Raw genomic sequence first — 21,001 nt, forward strand, 5'->3', positions numbered from 1 at the left:
AAGTTGGATAATACCCATCTGCATATTGCAAATGGCTATTATCCTTTATGAGTCTTAATCAACTAATTCAACTTGCTTAGACACATGGTTAAAGCATAGTTTTAAAGTGTCAATGGCAGTCCTTGTCTTTGCCGCTAAACTGTCTCTGGCTGGTGTTACAGCATAAACAGTATAGTTTGGCATTGCCCATTCAGGTGCTATTTCAACCAGTTCTTTCGATTTTAGTAAATGCCTAACTTCTGGTTCGGGTAACACGCCATAGCCAACACCATCAATCACAAGTTTGATTAAACTTTGCATGTTGTTCACTGTAATTTTAGCCTTTGGCAGTGGTTTGCTTTCTAATGTAGAAGGGTTAAATGCGTTGCTGTCAGCATTACTGTGTCCAATTCTGGCAAACTGGTTAAGATCTTGCCAACGAGCCTGTTTTATTTGACTAATTGGATGATCTTTATGGGCGCATAACTTTAGTGGCCACGTTGCTAATTGCCTTGCTACTAGGTTGGAATCTGTTAATGGGCCAATAGCGATTGCTAAGTCAGCGCCGCATTTAATCATATCAATTGGCTCGTCAGTCAAAATTAACTGAATACGTAAATCATCAAATTCGTTAATTAAGCGCTCCAACGGCTCGCTTAATAATCCTCCACCAAAACCCACTGGCGCCACTAATTTAAGCTCGCCACTGGGCTTATTTTGCAAATGTTGTAATTGCGTACTGGCTTGATCAGCTAGTGCCAGCATTTTTAAACAGCTTTGATAATACAGGTGGCCGGCTTCGGTTAAGGTAAGTTCGCGTGGGCTGCGGTTAAATAGGCTTAATCCGATTTCTTGTTCTAATTGCTTAATGTGTTGACTCACAGCCGATGTGGTCATCGATAACTCTGCAGCTGCACCGCTCATATTGCCTGTCTCTACAGTACGAGAAAAAACGCGTAGTGTTTTTATCAGCTTGGAATTCATAGTTCAGGCCTTCTTAATTCAGTTTTAAGAAATCGTAAATTGTGAAAATCGGGACTTCTCATTAGTATGCAAACGCTAATTATTATCATTAATAAACAAAATGTCACGGAGTATTATTATGACGAGGGTTGTTACGAACATTTTACCATTAACGGCAGCTATACTGGCTAGTTTGTCTTATTCTGCAAATGCAGATGATAAAAAGCAAGACATGGAAGTGATTGTAGTTTCTGCTTCAGGTTATGAGCAGATGCTTAAAGAGGCACCAGCCAGCATCAGTGTTATTGATCGTGAGCAACTCGAAAAGCGTTTTTATCGTGATCTAACCGATGCAATGACAGATGTTCCTGGTGTGGTTGTCACAGGTGGTGGCGACAGAAAAGATATCAGTCTTCGTGGTATGGCAAGTCAATATACTTTGATTTTAATTGATGGTCAGCGTCAAACCTCTCGTGAAACCCGCCCAAATAGTGATGGCCCTGGTGTTGAAGGAGCATGGACTCCGCCTATCTCAGCGATTGAACGCATCGAGGTTATCCGTGGCCCTATGTCGTCATTATATGGCTCAGATGCAATCGGTGGGGTTATCAATATTATTACCCGTAAAACACCAGAAAAATGGTACGGTGAGCTACGCTTAGATAGCACCATTCAAGAATCAAGTGAATCGGGCAATATCAATCAAGGTAGCTTTTTCACAGCGGGTGGCTTAATTCCTGAGTTATTAGGTATGCAGTTATCTGGTCAATTCTCAAAGCGTGACGAAGACGATTTTGAAGCAGGTTTTCGTGGCAAAGAGCAAAGTAATATCAAAGCTAAGTTCATCTTAACGCCTTCTGATAACCACGAAATCATGCTTGAAGTAGGCTCTGCAAAACAAAAACTCGACGAAACATTAGGCAAAACGGTTGCTCCTTTAGCTGAAGGCGAAAGCTGTGGTCGAAATGGCTGTCCTGAGTCATCAACCACAGAGTATGACCAAGAGAGCTATTCACTAAGCCATAATGGTTTTTATGATTTTGGCTCATCACGCAGTTACCTAAAGTACGATAAATTCGATAATACCTCTCGCGAAATGTATGTCGAAAATACCGATGCGCAAACCAGCTGGACTTTACCTTTTACCAATCATAATGCTGCATTTGGTGCATCATATTTAAAAGAAGAGCTGGACGATTACACCAGTAACCGCATTAGTGACTTAACCCATGTTGAGAACGAGCAGTGGTCGGTGTTTGCCGAAGATGAGTGGGCAGCAACCAAGCAGTTTAAACTCACAACAGGTCTTCGTTATGACCATGATGGCAATTTTTCAGGCCATTTCAGCCCGCGTTTATATGGTGTGTATACAGCAACTAAGTTGTTGACGGTAAAAGGCGGTATCTCTACAGGTTTTAGAGCGCCGAATATTCGTCAATCTACCGCAGCGTGGGGGCAAGTGAGCCGTGGTGGTAATATTTACGGTAACCCAGATTTAAGCCCTGAAAAATCTGTAAACTACGAAATGGGTATCTATTACGATGCAAACCGTGATTTATCACTTTCAAGCACCGTATTTTACAACGAATTTGAAGACAAAATTACCCGTATTTCGTGCCCACTCACCCAGTGTACTGATGGACCAAACCAGTTTGGTTCGATGCCAACGACCTATGTCAATGTGGATGAGGCCGTTACACAAGGTTTTGAGTTATCAGTATCTTACGACATTACCAGTGAGCTTGATGTTAGTGCCAATTACACCTACACCGATTCTGAGCAAAAAACCGGTGAATACAAAGGCAGCCCACTTAATCAATTACCTAAACACATTTTACAAACATCAGTTAATTGGCGCCCGGTTGATAAACTAGGCACCTGGTTGCGTGTACATTACCGCGGCGAAGAAAGCCAGCCGACAACAGGTCCGTCACAAGACAGCTTAATTGCGCCAGATTACACCTTGGCTGATATCGGTGGTAACTATGATTTAAGCCGCAGCATTAAGTTAGGGTTTGGTGTTTATAATCTGTTTGACAAAGAAATCACCGAAGCTGAATACGGATATGTTGAAGATGGTCGACGTTATTGGCTATCAGTTGGGTTTAATTTTTAAGCCTACTCCTTAGCAAAAGCAAAGCCAACGAGTTACGTTGGCTTTGTTAATGAAACTGGTTTAAGTTTCGTAAATGACAATAAATCAGGTTGTGGTGCTTTTGGTTTTTTTTGCAATAGATGTATAGCACTATAGTTATAGGTCGCTTTTTGAATAGTTCTACTACATTGAGTTAGTCATCAACTGACAGACAACAATGATAACAACTATAAAGGCGATATATGCAAAAAGTAACACAACTATGTAAACGGAAATCAGCGTCGTTTACTCCGCTCGCAGTGCTCTGTGCTGCTATTTTCTCACAGCCAAGTTTTGCAGGGAGTTGGCAGCAAAATGTCAGCATTGGCGGTTTTAATAATGTTCATATTTACACTCCTGATACACAATCAAGCATAGGCAATGGCCATTCTTTGATGCTGGTACTGCATGGCTGCGTACAACCCATTAATAACTACTTAACTGCGAATCTTGAAGATGCAGCCGAAGCCCATGGCATGGTAATCGCCGTTCCTGATTCGATGAATAAAGCAGGCTATAGCTGCTGGTCATATTGGCAAGGAGCAATCAATCGCAGCTCTGGCGATTATAAGAACTTGATTAATTTAGCTAATGCATTAAGTTCTGACGTGGCGCGAAAAATTGACCCCAAACAAGTGTATATTGCAGGCTTATCATCTGGGGCTGCAATGGCTGCACAAACGGCTTGTGTAGCGCCTGATGTATTTGCTGGGGTTGCACCAAGCGCTGGGCCAACCATCGGCACAAGTTCAAGTGGGGCAATTTCGACCTGTGAAACAGTGTCTGAAAACACCTTTGTATCCCGCTGTGAAAGCTATGCTGGCAGTTATAAAGATCATTTTGCCACACAAATAGCGGTGATTGGTCACGGTACTGCCGATACTACAGTCAATACCTGTTACAACCAGCAAAACGCAGATGGCTTTGCTGCCCTATATGGGGTTAATCAACTTTCAGGTACGACAACAATAAGTGATGATGCAACGCGTACCGCTGAGCAGTCACTTTGGCAAGACAATCGGGTTGTTATGCTGTGGTTTAATAATTTGGATCACTCGTGGTCGGGCGGACAAGGTGCGTCTGGCGATTATGTTGCAGCAAACAGTATTAATTTTGCAACCTATCTCGGTGAGTATTTTGCGGCTAATAATAAACGAGTTGATCGTAATGTAGGCCCTGAAATTAGTAATTTAACTGCCACAGACAGTAATAACCAGCTCACTATTAGTGGCAGTGCAGTCGACCCTGAAGGCAGTGTAACCAATGTTGATATTAATGTGTATAGCCTAGCCAGTGGCGCGGCAAGCTTAATTGAATCACTGAACGTACAAGTCGATGCGAATAATAGCTTTAGCGGGGTGACAAGCGTACTCAGCGATGGACTTTATGAAGTGCGTGTCAGTGCCACAGATAACGAAGCGAAACAAGGTGATGAAGCTAATCTTACGGTACGTGTCGGGCCAGAGCCTGCGGCTACAGCACCACTACTGAGTGATACTGCGGCAAGTGTAAACGGGCAGTGCGCTTCAGTTACGGGAACGGTGATTGATGATAATCAAAACTTAAGTACTGTCGTGGTCAGTTTTAGCAATGGTGATGTGACGGCTACAGTGAATGGGCTTGAGTACTTTGCTGAACAATGCAATCTGGCTGGTGGCAATAATAGTGCAGTGATCACCGCAACTGATGATACTGCGCTGACATCAACAGATAGCATTAGTTTTGTCATCGATGCTGGTGTAACAGGCGATTACAATCTTCATATCAACGAAGGCCATATTAGCTGGGGCGAAGGTTACTCTGCCTGTTATTTAGCGTTTGGAACTGCTGCCTTTACTATGCGCGAGTATTCAGCGGGCACCAATCAATGTCAGTGGATTGCTGATGATAATTCAAGTTGTGCAGGGCCATTACAGGCATGCAAAACCACCACTGAACCGACTAATGACGCAGACAACGACGGTGTGCTCGACGGCGCAGATAATTGCCCAAATGTAGCGAATGCTGATCAAGCTGATAACGATAATGACGGGATTGGTAATGTGTGTGACAGCACTCCTGATGGTGAAACGAGTGACTCTGACAGCGATGGTGTTAGTGATAGCCTAGATAACTGCCCGCTGGTGGCCAATAGTGATCAACTGGATAGTGATGCAGATGGTGTGGGTGATGCGTGTGACTCAACACCGAATGGTGATTACCAATGCACTGAAACCACCTCAAGCAACTATGCACATGTGCAAGCAAATCGCGCAACCACGAATGGCTCTTACGCCTATGCAGTGGGTTCAGGTGATAACCTTGGTCTTTATAACACTTTTTATACCAGTACCTTAGCGCAAACTAGTGCAGGGTATTATGAATTAGGTAATTGCCCTAATTAATAAATGTGTGTCGCCCATACGGGCGACATAGTTTTAGTTACTCTTATATTTAAACCATTACCGCCTACGTTAAAAATGATTACAGGGTTACCAGTGGAATTGTTGAAACAACTAGTCACGACGCTTTTTGCTGTTTTCAACAATATTTAAATGCTTCAAATTTGTTTACTAATTTAAGCTGGTTGGCATGATTGGTCATAAAGATGATTTTAGTGTTCTTACCAATTTTATGTTTTTATGTTGCACCCTCATCTCAAAATTTTCTCAAACTTATCAATTCCCGTAAATAATCAAATAATCTAATAAAATTAACTAATTAAGTTAGTAAATAATTTTACTTGATAGCTTTTATTTTTATCGCGACAGACTTTTTTGAATATTGGTCAATATTCTTTTCTTTTTTTGTAACGCCAATTGGTTGACAATGCAATTTATTGGTAATAACTTATGTTGTTATTGGTAACCTTGTTGTGCCAGTTTGTGTAAGTGCTGCTATTAAGATGTAGTGCTGTGAGATTTAAAAAATTTAACTAGGCGCACTTTTCGAAATGGTTAACTTCATTCAAAAGTGTCAATTTATTTAGGAGTTCTACATGTCAAAACCAACGATCGGTTTTATCGGCCTTGGCCTAATGGGTGGCAATATGGTCGAGAATCTACAAAACAAAGGCTATCAGTTGATTGTGATGGATCTTAATAAAGAAGCCGTTACAAAATGTGTAGAGCGAGGTGCTCAAACAGTATCGACAGGTAAAGAGTTAGCCGCTGCTTCAGACATTGTTATGCTTTGCTTAACAACATCAGATATCGTGGAAAAAGTAGTTTATTCAGATGAAGGTTTATTGGATGGATTAAAAGAAGGATCTGTTTTAATCGATTTTGGTACATCAATTCCTGCCTCAACTAAGAAAATTGGTAAAGACCTTGCTGCAAAAGGCGTAGGTATGATTGATGCACCTTTAGGGCGTACTCCAGCGCATGCAAAAGATGGCTTATTGAATATTATGGCTGCAGGTGACTTAGAGACGTTTAATAAAGTGAAGCCTGTATTAGATGATCAAGGTGAAAATGTGTTCCATTTAGGGGAGCTTGGCGCAGGTCATACAACAAAGTTAATTAATAACTTTATGGGTATGACAACGGTATGTGCGATGTCTCAAGCATTTGCTGTTGCTGATCGTGCCGGCGTAAATCGCCAACAACTTTTCGACATTATGTCTACGGGACCATCAAATTCACCTTTTATGCATTTTTGTAAAAACTATGCGGTGGATGGAGTGAGTGATCTTGGGTTTTCAATTGCAAATGCAAATAAGGACTTAGGTTACTTTTTACAGATGGTAGAGGATCTTGGCACTGTGTCAAAAATTGCTGAAGGCTCATCGGCGAATTTACAAGCGGCATTTGATGCGGGAATGGGTCAAGGCAATGTGCCTGAGATTTTTGATTATTTCAAAAGCTTAGTTAAGTAAAGCCATTTGCCAAAGCGCTTCACATCGTGAAGCGTCTGAACACACATAATAAAGCTGATGGCGTTTTTCGTCGAAATATCAGTAAAAATGAGTTAACTATGCGATTGATTAAACTAAATATAATAAAGCTTAGCCTAGTTATTCTTGGTTGTTTTTCGACAACGATTGCAGCCAAAGACTACTTAATAGACAACAAACAAGCTTACGCAAAAATAGCCAACACGTTACAAGCAGGTGATACCGTAATTTTACAAAATGGGGTGTGGCATGACTTCGAAATTGTTTTATCTGGTCAAGGCTCTAAACAATTACCGATTAGATTAAAGCCGCAAACTAAAGGTAAGGTTATTTTATCTGGGCAGTCAAACCTTCGTTTAGCAGGGCAGTATTTGCATGCCAGCGGCCTTGTATTTAAAAATGGTTATACCCCGACATCCGCGGTTATTGAGTTTCGTAATGGTAAAGAACTCGCATTTAATTCGCGTGTCTCTGAAATGGTAATCGATAATTATAACAACCCAGATAAGCGCGAATCTGATTATTGGGTAGCGCTTTATGGTCAGCATAACCGTTTTGATCACAACCACTTGGAAGGTAAACGAAATAAAGGAGTAACAGTTGCGGTTCGGTTGAACTCTGAACAAAGTCAGCAGAATTACCATCAAATTGACCATAACTATTTTGGCTATCGTCCTGTATTTGGCTCTAACGGTGGAGAAACGTTACGTATCGGGACGAGCCACTACTCGTTGTCCGATTCGCACACATTAGTTGAGAACAACTATTTTGAACAAACCAATGGTGAGGTCGAAATCATTTCGATTAAATCAGGGAAGAACCATATTCGAAATAACGTTTTTTATGAAGCTCGCGGCACACTTACACTGCGTCATGGGAATGGAAATATCATCGAAGAAAATATTTTTTTCGGTAATGGTGTAGAGCATACTGGCGGCATTCGCGTTATCAACAAAGATCACATTATTCGTAATAATTATCTCGAGCGATTAACGGGATTTCGTTTTGGCAGTGGCTTTACGGTGATGAATGGTGTGCCTAATTCGCCCATTAACCGCTATCACCAAGTTGAAAATGCGCAAATTGAAAACAATACCTTTATAAATGTTGAACATATTCAGCTTGCTGCTGGCAGTGATGCTGAGCGCAGTGCTGTACCAATTGATAGTGTGATGAACAATAACTTGATCATTAACGACTCGCAGCAACCGTTCACAGCTTTTGATGATATTAGTGGCATTAAGTTTAGTAACAACATTGCCAATACAGCCGTATTACCATCGCTTAGCAAGGGAGTTAAGCAACAGCAAGTTAAGTTAAAGCGTAATAAAGCGGGCTTACTTTACCCTGTTTCAGAGTCAGTTTTTGCGGGGGCTAAGGCTGATTTAACTGTACTGAAAAAAGCAGACACAGGAGTGAGCTGGTACCCTAAAAGCCCTGCAATTGTGGCTTTTGATTCGGGAAAAACCCATCGAGTGGAAAATTCTGAGAAGGATCTCCTGCTTAAAATTGAACAAGCGCACTCTGGTGATGTACTTGAACTATCAGCAGGAGACTATGACCTCGCAAAACTGGTCGTGATTGATAAAACCCTTTCTTTTAAGGCGGCTCAAGATGGCGCTGTGAATTTGACCTTTGAGCGCTCTAGTTTGTTCGAAATTCATGATGGCGGCAGTTTAAAATTAGAAGGGTTAGTTATATCTGGTAAAAACAGCCCAGACTCAGCGGGTAATTCGGTTATTCGTACTAAAAAATGGGGCATGGTTGAAAACTACCGTTTGATTATGGAGCGTTGCCAATTAATTAATTTAGATATTAATCATACCTTTGATTTTTTTAAAACGGGTAAAGGTGCACTAGCGGATGAAATCACTTTAATTAATAACCAGTTTAGTCAGGTTACTGGTGATATCTTGCGCCTTGACAGCGAGATTGAAAACTTAGGTGTGTATAACGCAGAGTATGTCACCTTAACAAATAACCATTTTGATAATGTTAGCGGTGCGCTAGTTAAGCTTTATCGTGGCGGCACTGATGAAAGTACGTTTGGTCCACACTTTTTGTTAAAGAATAATACACTGAACTCAGTGGGTTTAGGTAAGCGAAATAAAACTAATGCCAGTGTTTACTTACATGGTGTGCAAGTTACCGAAATCGCCGAGAACGCGTTTACCAATTCTGCGCCGATTGTCGTTGAACATACAGTTGGTGAACCGCAAACGCGTATTATCTCAAACACGTTCACTAATACAGCAAAACCACACATTAAAGAGCTAAATATTGCAGGCTCGCATACGGCTATTTTAAAAAATAACCAAGTGATTCAGAAGTAGGGAGCAAGCATGAAAATATTTAATTTTTACACAGGCTTAAAAATAGCGGTAACTGCTCTGGCTATTACCACATGCAGTGCTTTTGCGACGCACCCAAATTTAGTAATCACCCAATCTGATGTTGAGAAGATGCGCAGTGCGCTTAACCAATCGGGTCGCTTTAATGATCGGTATCTTGAGCTAAAGCAACAAGTAGATCAGCAACTTGCTTTTGGGATTGTTGTGCCGTTACCTAAAGATGGTGGCGGTGGTTATAGCCATGAGCGTCATAAAAAGAATTATCAGCTGATGTATTGCGCTGGCATAATTTACCAGTTAAGCCAAGAGCAAAAATATGCCGATTTTGTGCGCGATATGTTACTTGAATATGCCGCACTCTATCCAACGTTAGATGTGCACCCCAAACGTAAAGTTAAGTCGCAAAACCCAGGAAAATTATTTTGGCAAAGCTTAAATGAAGCTATGTGGTTGGTATACACAATTCAAGCTTATGATTTGATCGTTGAGACACTAACAGATCAAGACATTAATGACATTGAGCATAAGCTATTAAGACCTGTGGCACTCTTTTTATCACAAGGACAGCCTTCTACTTTTAATAAAGTACATAATCACGGCACTTGGGCTACAGCTGGAGTTGGCATGGCAGGCTACGTGTTAGGTGAGCCACAGTGGGTTGAAAAGGCGCTGTATGATTTAGATAAATCTGGTAAAGGTGGCTTCTTAAAGCAGCTTGATATGCTTTTTTCACCTCAGGGGTATTATAACGAAGGCCCCTATTACCAGCGCTTTGCGTTACTCCCTTTTGTTACGTTTGCCCAAGCTATTGCACATAACGAACCTGAGCGAAAAATTGCACACTATCGTGATGGCATTTTGCTAAAAGCCATAGATACTACAATTCAACTAAGCTATAACGGTTTGTTTTTTCCGATTAATGATGCAATTAAGAGCAAAGGGATCGACACCATTGAACTTGTGCATGGTGTGACGGTTGCTTACGGTTTAACGGGTGATACAGGCTACTTAGATATTGCTCAACAACAAGGGCAAATTATTCTTTCGGGAGATGGTTTAGAGGTTGCAAATGCGTTAGATGAAGGATTAGCAACACCCTATCAGTTCAGGTCCGTCGCATTTGGAGATGGCAGCCAAGGAGATGAAGGGGCGCTTGTGATCATGCGCAGCAAACCCAATGGCGAACAGGCATTACTCTTTAAACCTGCTTCTCAGGGATTAGGGCATGGCCACTTCGATAAGTTAACCTGGCAGTTTTATGACAAGGGACAAGAAATTGTTTCTGATTATGGTGCTGCGCGTTTTTTAAATGTTGAAGCCAAATTTGGGGGTCGTTACTTACCGGAAAATAACAGCTATGCAAAACAAACCGTAGCGCATAATACAGTCGTTGTGGACGAAATCAGTCATTTTAATTCAGATGTAAAGCAAGGAAACAAACATGCTCCAACGCTAAATTTCTTTGAAACCTCGGAATACGGCAGTGTATCGAGTGGTCAAATAAATACAGCTTACGAAGAGGTTGAGCTTGAGAGAACGCTTGCTTTGGTCGAACTTAAAGAACTAGGTAGTACTATTGCTATTGATTTATACAGTGTCAACGCATCACAACCTCACCAACTAGATTTGCCTTTGCATTATAAAGGGCAATTTATCGATAGTAATTTTGATTTAAATACGCAGAGTCAACAGATGACGGCGCTGGGTAAAAAGAATGGTTATCAACATCTTTGGTTAAGAGCGCAAGCTCGTCCTGAGAAGGGGTTAGCTAAGGTCACATGGTTAAATGAAAATGGCCGCTTTTATACTTTATCAAGCTTAGTGAATGGCGAAGAGTCGTTTTTATTCACGCAAGTTGGTGCAAACGATCCTAATTTCAATCTACGTAATGAACATGGTTTTATCCGCCGAGTGAAAGGTGTAAATAGGCATCAATTTATTTCAATACTAGAGCCTCATGGTGAATATAACCCGAGCAAAGAATATACCCTCGTTGCACAAAGCCGATTATCTGCCTTGTCTCACACACAACAGGGGGAGCTTACGCTTATTGAGTTAACTGTGGCAGATAAGCCTTATTTAATTGCCATTAATAACAACAAAGGCGCTAGTAAAAGATCATTTAAATATAAAAATCAATCATATTCATTAGACGGCCACTTAGGCGTTTATTTGATGACCAACATTTAGGAATAGTTGCCATGACTAAACAAAGTGAACATTTTACATTTGCAAGCGACGCTGAAGTTGAAGACCTAGGGAATGGCCTAAAACGTCAAATGCTTGGTTATAACGAAGAACTAATGGCCGTTAAAATTTGGTTTGCTCAAGGTGCTATTGGCTATAACCATGCTCACCGTCATTCACAAGTTACTTATGTTGTTGAAGGTGAATTTCATTTTAATATTGATGGTGTTACCAAAGTATTAAAAGCAGGTGATAGCTGTTTTATTCCTCCTTTTGCAGATCACGGTGCAACTTGCCCAACGGGCGGTATTTTAATTGATACCTTTAGCCCTGCTCGTGAAGACTTTTTAGAGGATGAATAATATGAAACTTCAAGGTTTACGCTGGTGGGTAATTGCTCTAATAGCACTGGCAACTATTATCAATTATATCGATAGACAAGCGCTTAGTGTGCTATGGCCTGATATTGTTGAAGAACTGTTTCCTGATGAATCAGCTTTAGAGCGAAAGCAAATTTATGCCAATATTTCGATTGTTTTTGTATTTGCTTATGCATTTGGGCAAGCAATTTTTGGCAAAATTTTTGATTGGGTTGGTACGCGCTTTGGTTTTGTTTTATCAATAGGTGTGTGGTCGCTAGCAACCGTGGCTCATGCATTTGCCCAAGGAGTAATGAGCTTAAGTCTTTTTCGCGCTATTTTAGGCGTTGCAGAAGCTGGGAATTGGCCGGGAGCTGCAAAAGGCAATGCTGAATGGTTTCCAACTAAAGAGCGTGCCTTAGCACAAGGAATTTTTAACTCTGGTGCTGCAATTGGCGGCATTATTGCAATCCCTCTTATTGCTTATTTAACTGTCTACTTTAGCTGGCAAATGGTGTTTGTTGTGGTAGGTGTTATGGGCTTCTTATGGCTAGTGCCTTGGCTTATTCTAGTGAAAGCTCCACCAGGCTCTCATCCATGGATCAGCGAAGAAGAAAAGCAATACATCTTAACCGGCCAACGTCAGTCTACAGCCGATAACACCAATGATGAAGAATACAACCCAAGCACGACTGAGCTTTTAAGTCGTAAACAAAGCTGGGGCGTTATCATTGCATCAGCAGCAATTGACCCTATTTGGTGGTTGTTTGTTTTTTGGATCCCAATTTACCTCAATGAAGTCTATGGCATGGATGTTAAGTCAATTGGAATTTATGGTTGGGTGCCTTATGTAGGCGCTATGTTTGGTGCATGGTTTGGTGGTTTACTTGCGCAAAACCGTTTAAAAGCCGGATGGAGCACGGATAAAACACGTAAGCTCACCATTACATTAGGCTGCTTAATTATGTTGCCAGCCTTAATTGCCATGGCAAACCCAGGCGCGCCCGTAGTAGCTGTATTGATTATGGCTGTGATTTTATTCGGTTTTCAAACAGCGATTGGTAATGTGCAAACGCTACCGAGTGACTTATTAGGGAAAAAAGCAGTCGGCACCTTATCGGGTATTTCTGGTATGGCTGCAAAACTAGGTGCTGTAGGTCTAACGTCATTGGTGCCTTACTTAACTGCCGGCGGTAATTACACACCTGCATTTGTGATTGGCGCATCGCTTGCGATTATTGCGATGTTGGCTGTTTGGCTATTGATCCCAAAAATTGAACCACTAAGCAGTAAAAAGTAACCCAAATAAAGGCTTTTTAGATTCTCTAAAAAGCCTTTTTAATTACAGGATAAAATAATGAAAAAAATCTTCTTTTTGGGTGAATGCATGGTTGAGTTAAAAGCTATTTCAAATAGCACGCTAAATCAATCATTTGCTGGCGATGTTTATAATTCAGCGGTGTATTTAAAGCGTTGTTTTAGCTCACTTGAATGTGGGGTTGTAAGTGCTATCGGTACGGATGCGCTCAGTATTAAAATGCGGCAGCGATTTGTCGAAGAAGGCCTAGCGACACAGCTTGTCTTCACACATGCTAATAAAGTACCCGGTATTTACTACATTGAAACTGATGAGCAAGGGGAGCGCAGTTTTACCTACTGGCGACATGACTCAGCAGCCCGTAAAGTGGTGGATTTTTTTAACCCAAGTGTTGAAGAAGAATTAGCCAGTGCAGATATGCTGTTTATCTCGGGTATTTCATTGGCTGTCATTGAACCAGCAAGCCGAGATTTATTTTGGCAAATCGTGCAGCGGATAAAAAAAGCGGGCGTTAAAATCGTTTTTGATCCCAATTATCGAGCCCGGTTGTGGCAGAGTGAGCAAGAAACTAAAGGGCAATACACTATTGCATTCGAACTAGCTGATATTTGTCTACCAGGTATTGAAGATTTAACGACACTTTATGAGCTTCATAGCGCACAAGCCGTTATGGACTATTTAGCGCAATTTAATATCTCAGAAGTCGTTGTTAAAAATGGCCCAAGCTCTGTCTTTACAAAAATAAATGGTCAATTGTTTGAGCATCAAATTACACCAGTTACACATGTTGTCGACACCACATCAGCAGGCGATGCATTTAATGGTGCTTACCTAGGTGCCAGAATGGCAGGTATGGATGAACATAAAGCTGTACAGCTTGCTGCAAAAGCCGCTGCTGTGGTGATCCAGCAGCCAGGAGCAATTACACCAAAAGAACACTTTGTGAAGGCCATGCAGAGTACTTAATTTCAAAACTACCTTTTAACTGCTCGTTAGCAGCAACTTGATCTTTACCAATTAATTTAAAGAGAGAACGAACATGATCCGCTTTTCTGAACTGATGTCAGGGCAAACACTGCTGCCTCTTATTCAAGCTGAGACACCTGAACAAGGGGTAAAAATAGCCAAAGCAATGGCTGATGCAGGGCTAGGGCTGGTTGAAGTTGTACTTAGAACGAAGGCTTCATTAGCGACTATTTCAGCGATAAAACAACAATTGCCCCAACTCACGGTTGGTGCAGGGACGGTTATCAACGAAGGTATCCTACAGCAAGCAATTAAAGCAGGTGCAGATTTTATTGTTACACCTGCTGTGTCAGCAAACTTACTTCAAGCGCTAAAAAACTGTGGTTTACCGGTTGTTCCCGGTGTGTCTAATACTGCAGACATTTTACTGGCATTAGAGGCCGGCTTTACTGAGCAAAAGCTATTTCCAGCTTCTTTATCAGGAGGGCCGGCGTTTTTAAAAGCTGTGTCGAGTGTGTTCCAAGATGTTCGCTTTTGCCCAACAGGTGGCGTGAATGAGCATAATAAAGATGAATATTTAGCATTAGATAATGTAATTGCAGTAGGAGGCACGTGGGTCGCTAAACAACAATGGGTTGAGCAACAAAACTGGCAAGCGATTACCGATGCATGTATTGCAGCGAATAAAGCATAACGGAGGCTGAAATGTCGTTGTTAGATACAGCTGTTAAAGCAGGGGTGGTTGTTGGTAGGGATGTTGCAAAACTATACGATGATGCTAGAGAGAACCACTATGCCTTACCGGCAGTGAATGTGGTGGGGACATCATCAATCAATGCAACACTGGCAGCTGCAAAAAAGGTGCAGTCTCCGGTTATTATTCAGTTATCAAATGGGGGCGCACAATTTTTCTGTGGTAAAGACTGTGGCTTGGAACCGCAACATGCTGCGGTTGTAGGTGCTGTCAGTGCCGCGCACTATGTGCATGGTGTTGCAGCGCATTATGGTGTGCCAGTTATGTTGCACACAGATCATGCCGCAAAATCATTACTACCTTGGATAGATGGCTTACTAGATGAGGGAGAACGTTACTTTGCAAAAACGGGCAAACCTTTGTTTAGCTCTCATATGATTGATTTATCTGAACAGTCCTTAGAGGAAAATATCGAAACATGTGAACGTTACTTAGTTCGTATGGCAAAAATAGGAATGACACTTGAAATCGAGCTGGGCTGTACTGGGGGCGAAGAAGATGGGGTTGATAATAGTCACCTTGATAGTTCAGCGCTTTACACCCAACCAGAAGATGTTGCTTATGCCTATGAAAGACTCAGTAAAATTAGTCCTAATTTTATAATTGCCGCCTCGTTTGGCAATGTGCACGGCGTGTATAAACCGGGTAATGTAGTATTGACCCCGCTTATTTTAAAACAATCTCAGCAGTTTGTAGCCAAGAAATTTAATTTGCCACATAACAGTTTGAACTTTGTTTTTCATGGCGGTAGCGGTTCAGAACCAGCAAAAATTACTGAGTCGCTAGGCTATGGTGTGGTAAAGATGAATATCGATACTGATACACAATGGGCATGTTGGGATGGGGTGTTAAATTATTACCGCCAACATAGTGCCTATCTGCAAGGTCAAATTGGCAATCCAGACGGCGACGATAAACCAAACAAAAAGTATTATGATCCAAGAGTTTGGTTGTACCAAGGCGAGCAAGCAATGACAACGCGGTTATTGCAGTGTTTTAGTGATTTAAATTGTATCAATAGGTACTTACCATGCAACGATTGATCCCTGTATTAAAAGAAGATGCTGTCGAGACTGAGCTGATCATGCTGATCAGAACTATTTTAGCGGCATGTAAAGAAATTGCTTTTCGCGTGAGTCAGGGAGAGTTGGCAGGGGTACTTGGCTCCACCTTGGATGAAAATATCCAAGGTGAGGTGCAAAAGAAGCTCGATGTAATCGCAAACCAATTACTTAAAGACATGTTACTTGAAGAAGCATCGGTTGCGGCTATTGCATCTGAAGAAGAAGATCATGCCGTAGCTGGTAACGCTAATGGCCAATATATCGTTGCTTTTGACCCCCTTGATGGCTCTTCAAATATTGATGTTAATGGCCAAATTGGCACTATTTTTACTATTTATCGCAAACGTGATGATGTTCCCTTTGATAGCGATGAACAATTCTTACAGGCTGGTGAAAGTCAGGTATGCGCAGGTTATGTTTTATATGGAGCATCGACGTTATTGGTTATGAGTACGGGCGGACCAACTCGCTGCTATACCTTGGATTTAACCCATGGAGGCTTTTTGCTAACAAAACAGCAGATGCAGGTTGCAAATACACGTAATGAGTTTGCTGTAAACATGGCTAATTATCGCTATTGGCATGCTACGGTACAGCATTACTTTGACCAGCTTCTATACGCTGATGAGCAATTTGACAAAAGCGCTATGCGTTGGAATGCAGCCATGGTAGGAGATGTACACCGGATTTTAACGCGAGGTGGCGTTTTTATGTACCCAGCAGATCGCCGAGTGGGTAATGAGAATGGTAAAATACGACTACTTTATGAGGCAAACCCATTGGCAATGTTAATTGAAAATGCACAGGGACAAGCCACTACTCAAGGGCAGAGAATTATGTCGATAATGCCAACTAATTTACATCAACGAGTACCCGTAATTATTGGCTCACCTGAGCAAGTAAAAGGGTTTAATCAGACTGTTTTTGAATAAACTAATTTAGAGAGTAGGTTATGTTAGGATTCATTCGCGGATTAGCATTTGGGGCAAGTTTCGCAAGTTTCACATTGTTCGCACAGGTGAATATTCCACAATCTCATCTGCAATTAGCCTCAGGAGTGTTACTAGGTGATTTTAGCAAGTTAGATCCGACTAAACCTCCCAGTGATAATTTTGACTTACGCGATTGGTACTTAACCTTACCCACAGATTTAAATAAAGATAAAAAAGCCGACACCGTGTTAGAGTCAGCACTCAGTGACGGTTTTGTACTTGCTCCGTTATTTTATACCGCGCAAGATGGCGCAATGGTGTTTGCCTGCCCTAACCAAGGGGCAAAAACTTCTAAAAATACTAAATATGCGCGTACTGAGCTTCGTGAAATGCTTAGGCAAGGCAATACCCGTATAAAAACAAAAGGAATAACTAAAAATAACTGGGTGTTTAGCTCTGCTCATGGCTCTGTAAAGCGAGAAGCTGGGGCTATTGAGGGCAGCTTAGAGGCCACGCTTGCGGTTAATCGTGTATCAACAACGGGCGATATTAAAAAGGTTGGTCGCGTTATTATCGGCCAGATCCATGCCACTGATGATGAGCCGATCCGCTTGTATTACCGCAAGTTGCCAAATAATGAGCGAGGATCAGTGTATTTTGCACATGAAATTAATGGCGGCGATGATATTTGGGTTAACCTTATAGGCTCACGTTCACATACCCTTGATGATCCTGAAGATGGAATTAAGCTAAATGAAAAATTTAGCTATAAAATTACGGTCGAAAATAGCGTGTTATTTGTTACCTTGATCCGCGAAGGTAAACCTGTAATAACAAAACACTTGGACATGAATGACAGTGGTTATAACAAAAATAACCAATATATGTATTTTAAAGCGGGTGTTTATAACCAAAATAACACAGGAAACTCAAAAGATTTTGTACAAGCCTCTTTTTATCACTTAGCTAACTTGCATTAATTTATCTACTCTTAATCTTATACAAATTGTAGGCTCTAAACTAGCTGGAGCCTACGTTATTGCTATGTTCTAAATTTCTTCCAAAGTCATCACATGTCGTGTTTGCTAGATGACTGCTGTGTCTCCTTGTTTATAAAAATAGTTAAAAACTTAAGTTTTGGTAAGTTTTAAAAGTTTTTTGTTATTACCAATTTTTAGTGTTTGGTAAGTTTTATTTTGTCATTCTTTCTAAATGTGGTGGTAAAATTTTTTTTGCTGTGTTTATATACTAAAAATGGTTAACAATTATTGCAGTTTGTTAGTTTTTTGGTAACAACAATGTTGGTTTTTGGTAATAAAGAACACGCGATGCCAAATTCCTCCCAAGGAGAATGATATCATCATGAACTTACGACACTTTACACTTTGTTCGGTTGCAGCCGCATTAGTTGGCTGTAATGCAGGTGATGAGAATAAGAATAATAATAATATCGGCTCAGTAGTGCTGTCTGGCTCAGCAGTTGTTGGGCAAACTTTACAAGTTTCAGTGAGTGATCCTGATGGTATCTCAAGTAATGTAAGTTATTACTGGTATGCAGATGATCAACTCATTGAAGGTGAAAATGGTGAGTCGTTGCTGATCACACAACAGCAAATAGGCATGCAATTGTCAGCACAAGCTAAATATACCGACAATGGCGGTGTGAACGAATCACATATTACAGACAAAACAGCTAACGTGGCAGCGCTTGCACATCCATCATCAGTCACGATTAGCGGTGATGCATTGATAGGTTCAACACTGATGGCCACTGTTACAGATGATAACGGTTTTGATCCTGAAACGGTTATTTTTGAATGGCAAGCTGATGGGGCTGTTATTGAAAACGAGCTATTATCTAGCCTTTTACTTACCGAGCAACAATTTGGCAAAGTGATTACTGTTAGAGCAAACTTTGAAGATAACCAAGGTTTTGATGAAACAGCAATTTCAGCACCAACACTAGCTGTTCAACGTGTTAATGAACAAGGCGTGGTGAGTATAGTTGGTGCGCCAACTGTGGGTAATGTGCTCAGCGCTGAGGTGACAGATGCAGATGGTATTTCTGGTGAAATTAGTTACCAGTGGTTTTTAAACTCAGAAGTAATTACTGAGGCAACACAACCTAGCATTACGGTCAACCAATCTCACCTTGGAAAGTCATTCACTGTTCAAGTGATGTATACCGATGATCATGGTTTTAGTGAAGATAATCTTTCTGAGGCCACCATCGAGGTATCAGAAGTAGCGGTAGATCAAGCTGGCAGTATCGCTATTATTGGCACCGCTCCTTATCTTGCTGATGTTACGCTTAGTGCCGAAATTGCTGATAATAATGGCATTGATGAGGCAAATGTTAGCTATAGCTGGTATCACGATGGCGAAGTCATTGCAGATGCAACAGCAAAAACGTTCACTCCAACAGACTACGCAGGCGCTATTATTTCTGTTTCTGCCACTTATACTGATAATGATGGATTTGCAGGGCAAGTATCAACAGCGCTTGATTCTATTGTTTATTCACAGGTGGTGAGTGACAAAGCGGCGTTAAGTGCCGCACTGAATGCCCCAGTTGATGGCTCAGTTATTGGTTTAAACTCCGGTATCTACGCTGACTTAGCTGAAATTTTGCTAACCTCAGAGGTTACAATTCGTGCGGTTGAACAGCAAACTCCAGTGATCAGCGGTGATGTATGTATTCATGTTGCCAGTGATGTTGATGGCGTACAATTATCAGGCCTGACATTTAAAAATCTCGACACGCTAGCAGGGTCGTACTGTGATTCGCAAGAGCAAGCAGTTATTTATTCAGAAGCGGATAACTTTGTTTTTTCACATAATGTTATGGATGGCGATCAGACTGATTTAAATAACGAAACCTACCACTGGCTGGTGGTCAAAGGAAACAACGCACTAATTGAGCGCAACACCTTTGCAAACCGTAACAATGCTGAAAAAGGCGCTGTTGTTAAGCTGGCATCATCAAGTACAAATCACATCATACAATATAACTTATTTAATAATAGTGCGGCTAACGCAAGTTTAGATTCAAGCTTAATGGTCATTAATGTGGGCAGCAGCACTGGTGAAGATGCTGCGCAGTTAAGTAACTTTAAAGTTCAATATAATCGAATCGATGACTTTGTGACAGGGCGCCGTGTTATGCGGGTACAAACCTCAGGCGCTAGTATCAACGGCAATACCATTATCAATCCAAATGGTGCTATATCGTTAGAAGACGGTGGCTTCAATACAGTAAGTAATAACGTAATTATCCGCAAATCAGATATTGCACAAAGTAACGATAGGCCCAGTGGCGTACTTATAACACCTTTAGGGCACTCAGTGACTAATAACTACATTGCAGGTATCCGTGCCGACGGTAAAGAAACTGGTGGTATAGTTTTTACCGCAAACCCGTTTTCACAGGCCTCAGGTGGCGTGCCTAACGCTGGCAACCAAGCGGTGCTTGATAGCGCTGGTGATTTTACCCTAGATGTATCAAATAATACGGTTTTAAACTCGATACAACCGATTGTATTTAGCACTGAAATAGGCTCTAAAGCCCCCGTAGGTGATTGCGACGAACTCACAGCCGACAATGCCCCAGTGTTGTATGGGTTAACGAAAAACTTCTTCAAGATTACTTTTGATGGCAATTTAATCGCCAATGGCCTGAATGACAACCAAGAAACACAAGGGCTATTTTTACCTTTTGATGCTAGCAGCAGTGATCATTCCTTTGAGTATGACTGCGATTTAATTAATCACACCCAATCTGTGTTCTCTAATAGCTTTGGCTTTAGTGACAGTTACGCTTCAGGTGATGCCGAAGATGATTACTGGGTAGATATAAGAAAACTCAATGGCAACGGAGATTTTGATGCCGATGGGGCTATTGATCAAGACCCTGCTGCAAACTCAAAAGAAGTTCCTGAATTTGTGACTGCTGACAATGGCTTACTTGAAACTGATGTAAGTGGAGCACAAGCGCTTGCTGGTGCAAAAGGACTGTACCTGATTAAAGAAGAAGATGTAGGCGCAGGCTCAACGTGGCAAGCAGAACAACAATAAATTGACAACAAACTTAAAGCGACAAGCAGTCTAAAAACTAATGGAG

The 21,001-nt window shown here is 41.3% G+C and carries 14 protein-coding genes; 13 read left to right on the forward strand and 1 reads right to left on the reverse strand.

Annotation, left to right across the window (positions count from 1 at the left end; translation table 11 throughout):
- Positions 1-54 precede the first annotated feature (54 nt).
- Positions 55-963 carry a LysR family transcriptional regulator gene (locus CWC02_RS11205; protein ID WP_138599394.1) on the reverse strand — a complete coding sequence of 303 codons (909 nt, stop codon included), beginning with the start codon at positions 961-963 and terminating at the stop codon, positions 55-57.
- Positions 964-1,081: 118 nt separating this feature from the next.
- Between CWC02_RS11205 and CWC02_RS11210 the strand changes: the two genes are divergently transcribed.
- The 13 genes from CWC02_RS11210 to CWC02_RS11270 all read left to right on the forward strand — a co-directional run bounded on the left by CWC02_RS11210 (position 1,082) and on the right by CWC02_RS11270 (position 20,955).
- Positions 1,082-3,058, forward strand: coding sequence for a ligand-gated channel protein (locus tag CWC02_RS11210; protein WP_138618278.1), 1,977 nt, complete (start codon positions 1,082-1,084; stop codon positions 3,056-3,058).
- 221 nt (positions 3,059-3,279) lie between these two features.
- Positions 3,280-5,460 (forward strand): extracellular catalytic domain type 1 short-chain-length polyhydroxyalkanoate depolymerase, encoded by a 2,181-nt coding sequence (locus CWC02_RS20845; protein ID WP_212751477.1) that lies wholly within the window; start codon positions 3,280-3,282, stop codon positions 5,458-5,460.
- Between the two features lie 593 nt (positions 5,461-6,053).
- Positions 6,054-6,932, forward strand: a complete 879-nt coding sequence (locus tag CWC02_RS11220; protein ID WP_138618280.1) for an NAD(P)-dependent oxidoreductase — start codon at positions 6,054-6,056, stop codon at positions 6,930-6,932.
- A 98-nt stretch (positions 6,933-7,030) separates the two neighbouring features.
- Positions 7,031-9,283: a polysaccharide lyase 6 family protein gene (locus CWC02_RS11225; protein ID WP_138618282.1), complete on the forward strand. Its 2,253-nt coding sequence runs from the start codon at positions 7,031-7,033 to the stop codon at positions 9,281-9,283.
- Positions 9,284-9,292: 9 nt separating this feature from the next.
- Positions 9,293-11,491: a heparinase II/III domain-containing protein gene (locus tag CWC02_RS11230; RefSeq protein ID WP_138618284.1), complete on the forward strand. Its 2,199-nt coding sequence runs from the start codon at positions 9,293-9,295 to the stop codon at positions 11,489-11,491.
- 11 nt (positions 11,492-11,502) lie between these two features.
- Positions 11,503-11,850: a cupin domain-containing protein gene (locus CWC02_RS11235; RefSeq protein ID WP_054553983.1), complete on the forward strand. Its 348-nt coding sequence runs from the start codon at positions 11,503-11,505 to the stop codon at positions 11,848-11,850.
- Position 11,851: 1 nt separating this feature from the next.
- Positions 11,852-13,147 carry an MFS transporter gene (locus CWC02_RS11240; RefSeq protein ID WP_138618286.1) on the forward strand — a complete coding sequence of 432 codons (1,296 nt, stop codon included), beginning with the start codon at positions 11,852-11,854 and terminating at the stop codon, positions 13,145-13,147.
- 57 nt (positions 13,148-13,204) lie between these two features.
- Positions 13,205-14,131: a sugar kinase gene (locus tag CWC02_RS11245; protein WP_138618288.1), complete on the forward strand. Its 927-nt coding sequence runs from the start codon at positions 13,205-13,207 to the stop codon at positions 14,129-14,131.
- A gap of 73 nt (positions 14,132-14,204) precedes the next feature.
- On the forward strand, positions 14,205-14,825 hold the full coding sequence (gene eda / locus CWC02_RS11250) for a bifunctional 4-hydroxy-2-oxoglutarate aldolase/2-dehydro-3-deoxy-phosphogluconate aldolase (RefSeq protein WP_138618290.1): 621 nt from the start codon (positions 14,205-14,207) through the stop codon (positions 14,823-14,825).
- An 11-nt stretch (positions 14,826-14,836) separates the two neighbouring features.
- Entirely contained in the window at positions 14,837-15,928 is a 1,092-nt protein-coding gene (gene fbaA, locus CWC02_RS11255) for a class II fructose-bisphosphate aldolase (protein WP_138618292.1), read from the forward strand.
- A complete protein-coding gene (locus CWC02_RS11260) occupies positions 15,916-16,881 on the forward strand; it encodes a class 1 fructose-bisphosphatase (RefSeq protein WP_138618294.1) in 966 nt (321 codons plus the stop codon). The genes fbaA and CWC02_RS11260 overlap by 13 nt, the downstream gene beginning before the upstream one ends.
- 20 nt (positions 16,882-16,901) lie before the next feature.
- Entirely contained in the window at positions 16,902-17,861 is a 960-nt protein-coding gene (locus CWC02_RS11265; protein ID WP_138618296.1) for a polysaccharide lyase family 7 protein, read from the forward strand.
- Positions 17,862-18,243: 382 nt separating this feature from the next.
- Positions 18,244-20,955 carry a poly(beta-D-mannuronate) lyase gene (locus CWC02_RS11270; RefSeq protein WP_138618298.1) on the forward strand — a complete coding sequence of 904 codons (2,712 nt, stop codon included), beginning with the start codon at positions 18,244-18,246 and terminating at the stop codon, positions 20,953-20,955.
- Positions 20,956-21,001 lie beyond the last annotated feature (46 nt).

The organism is Pseudoalteromonas sp. S2721, assembly GCF_005887425.1.
Taxonomy (GTDB): domain Bacteria; phylum Pseudomonadota; class Gammaproteobacteria; order Enterobacterales; family Alteromonadaceae; genus Pseudoalteromonas; species Pseudoalteromonas simplex.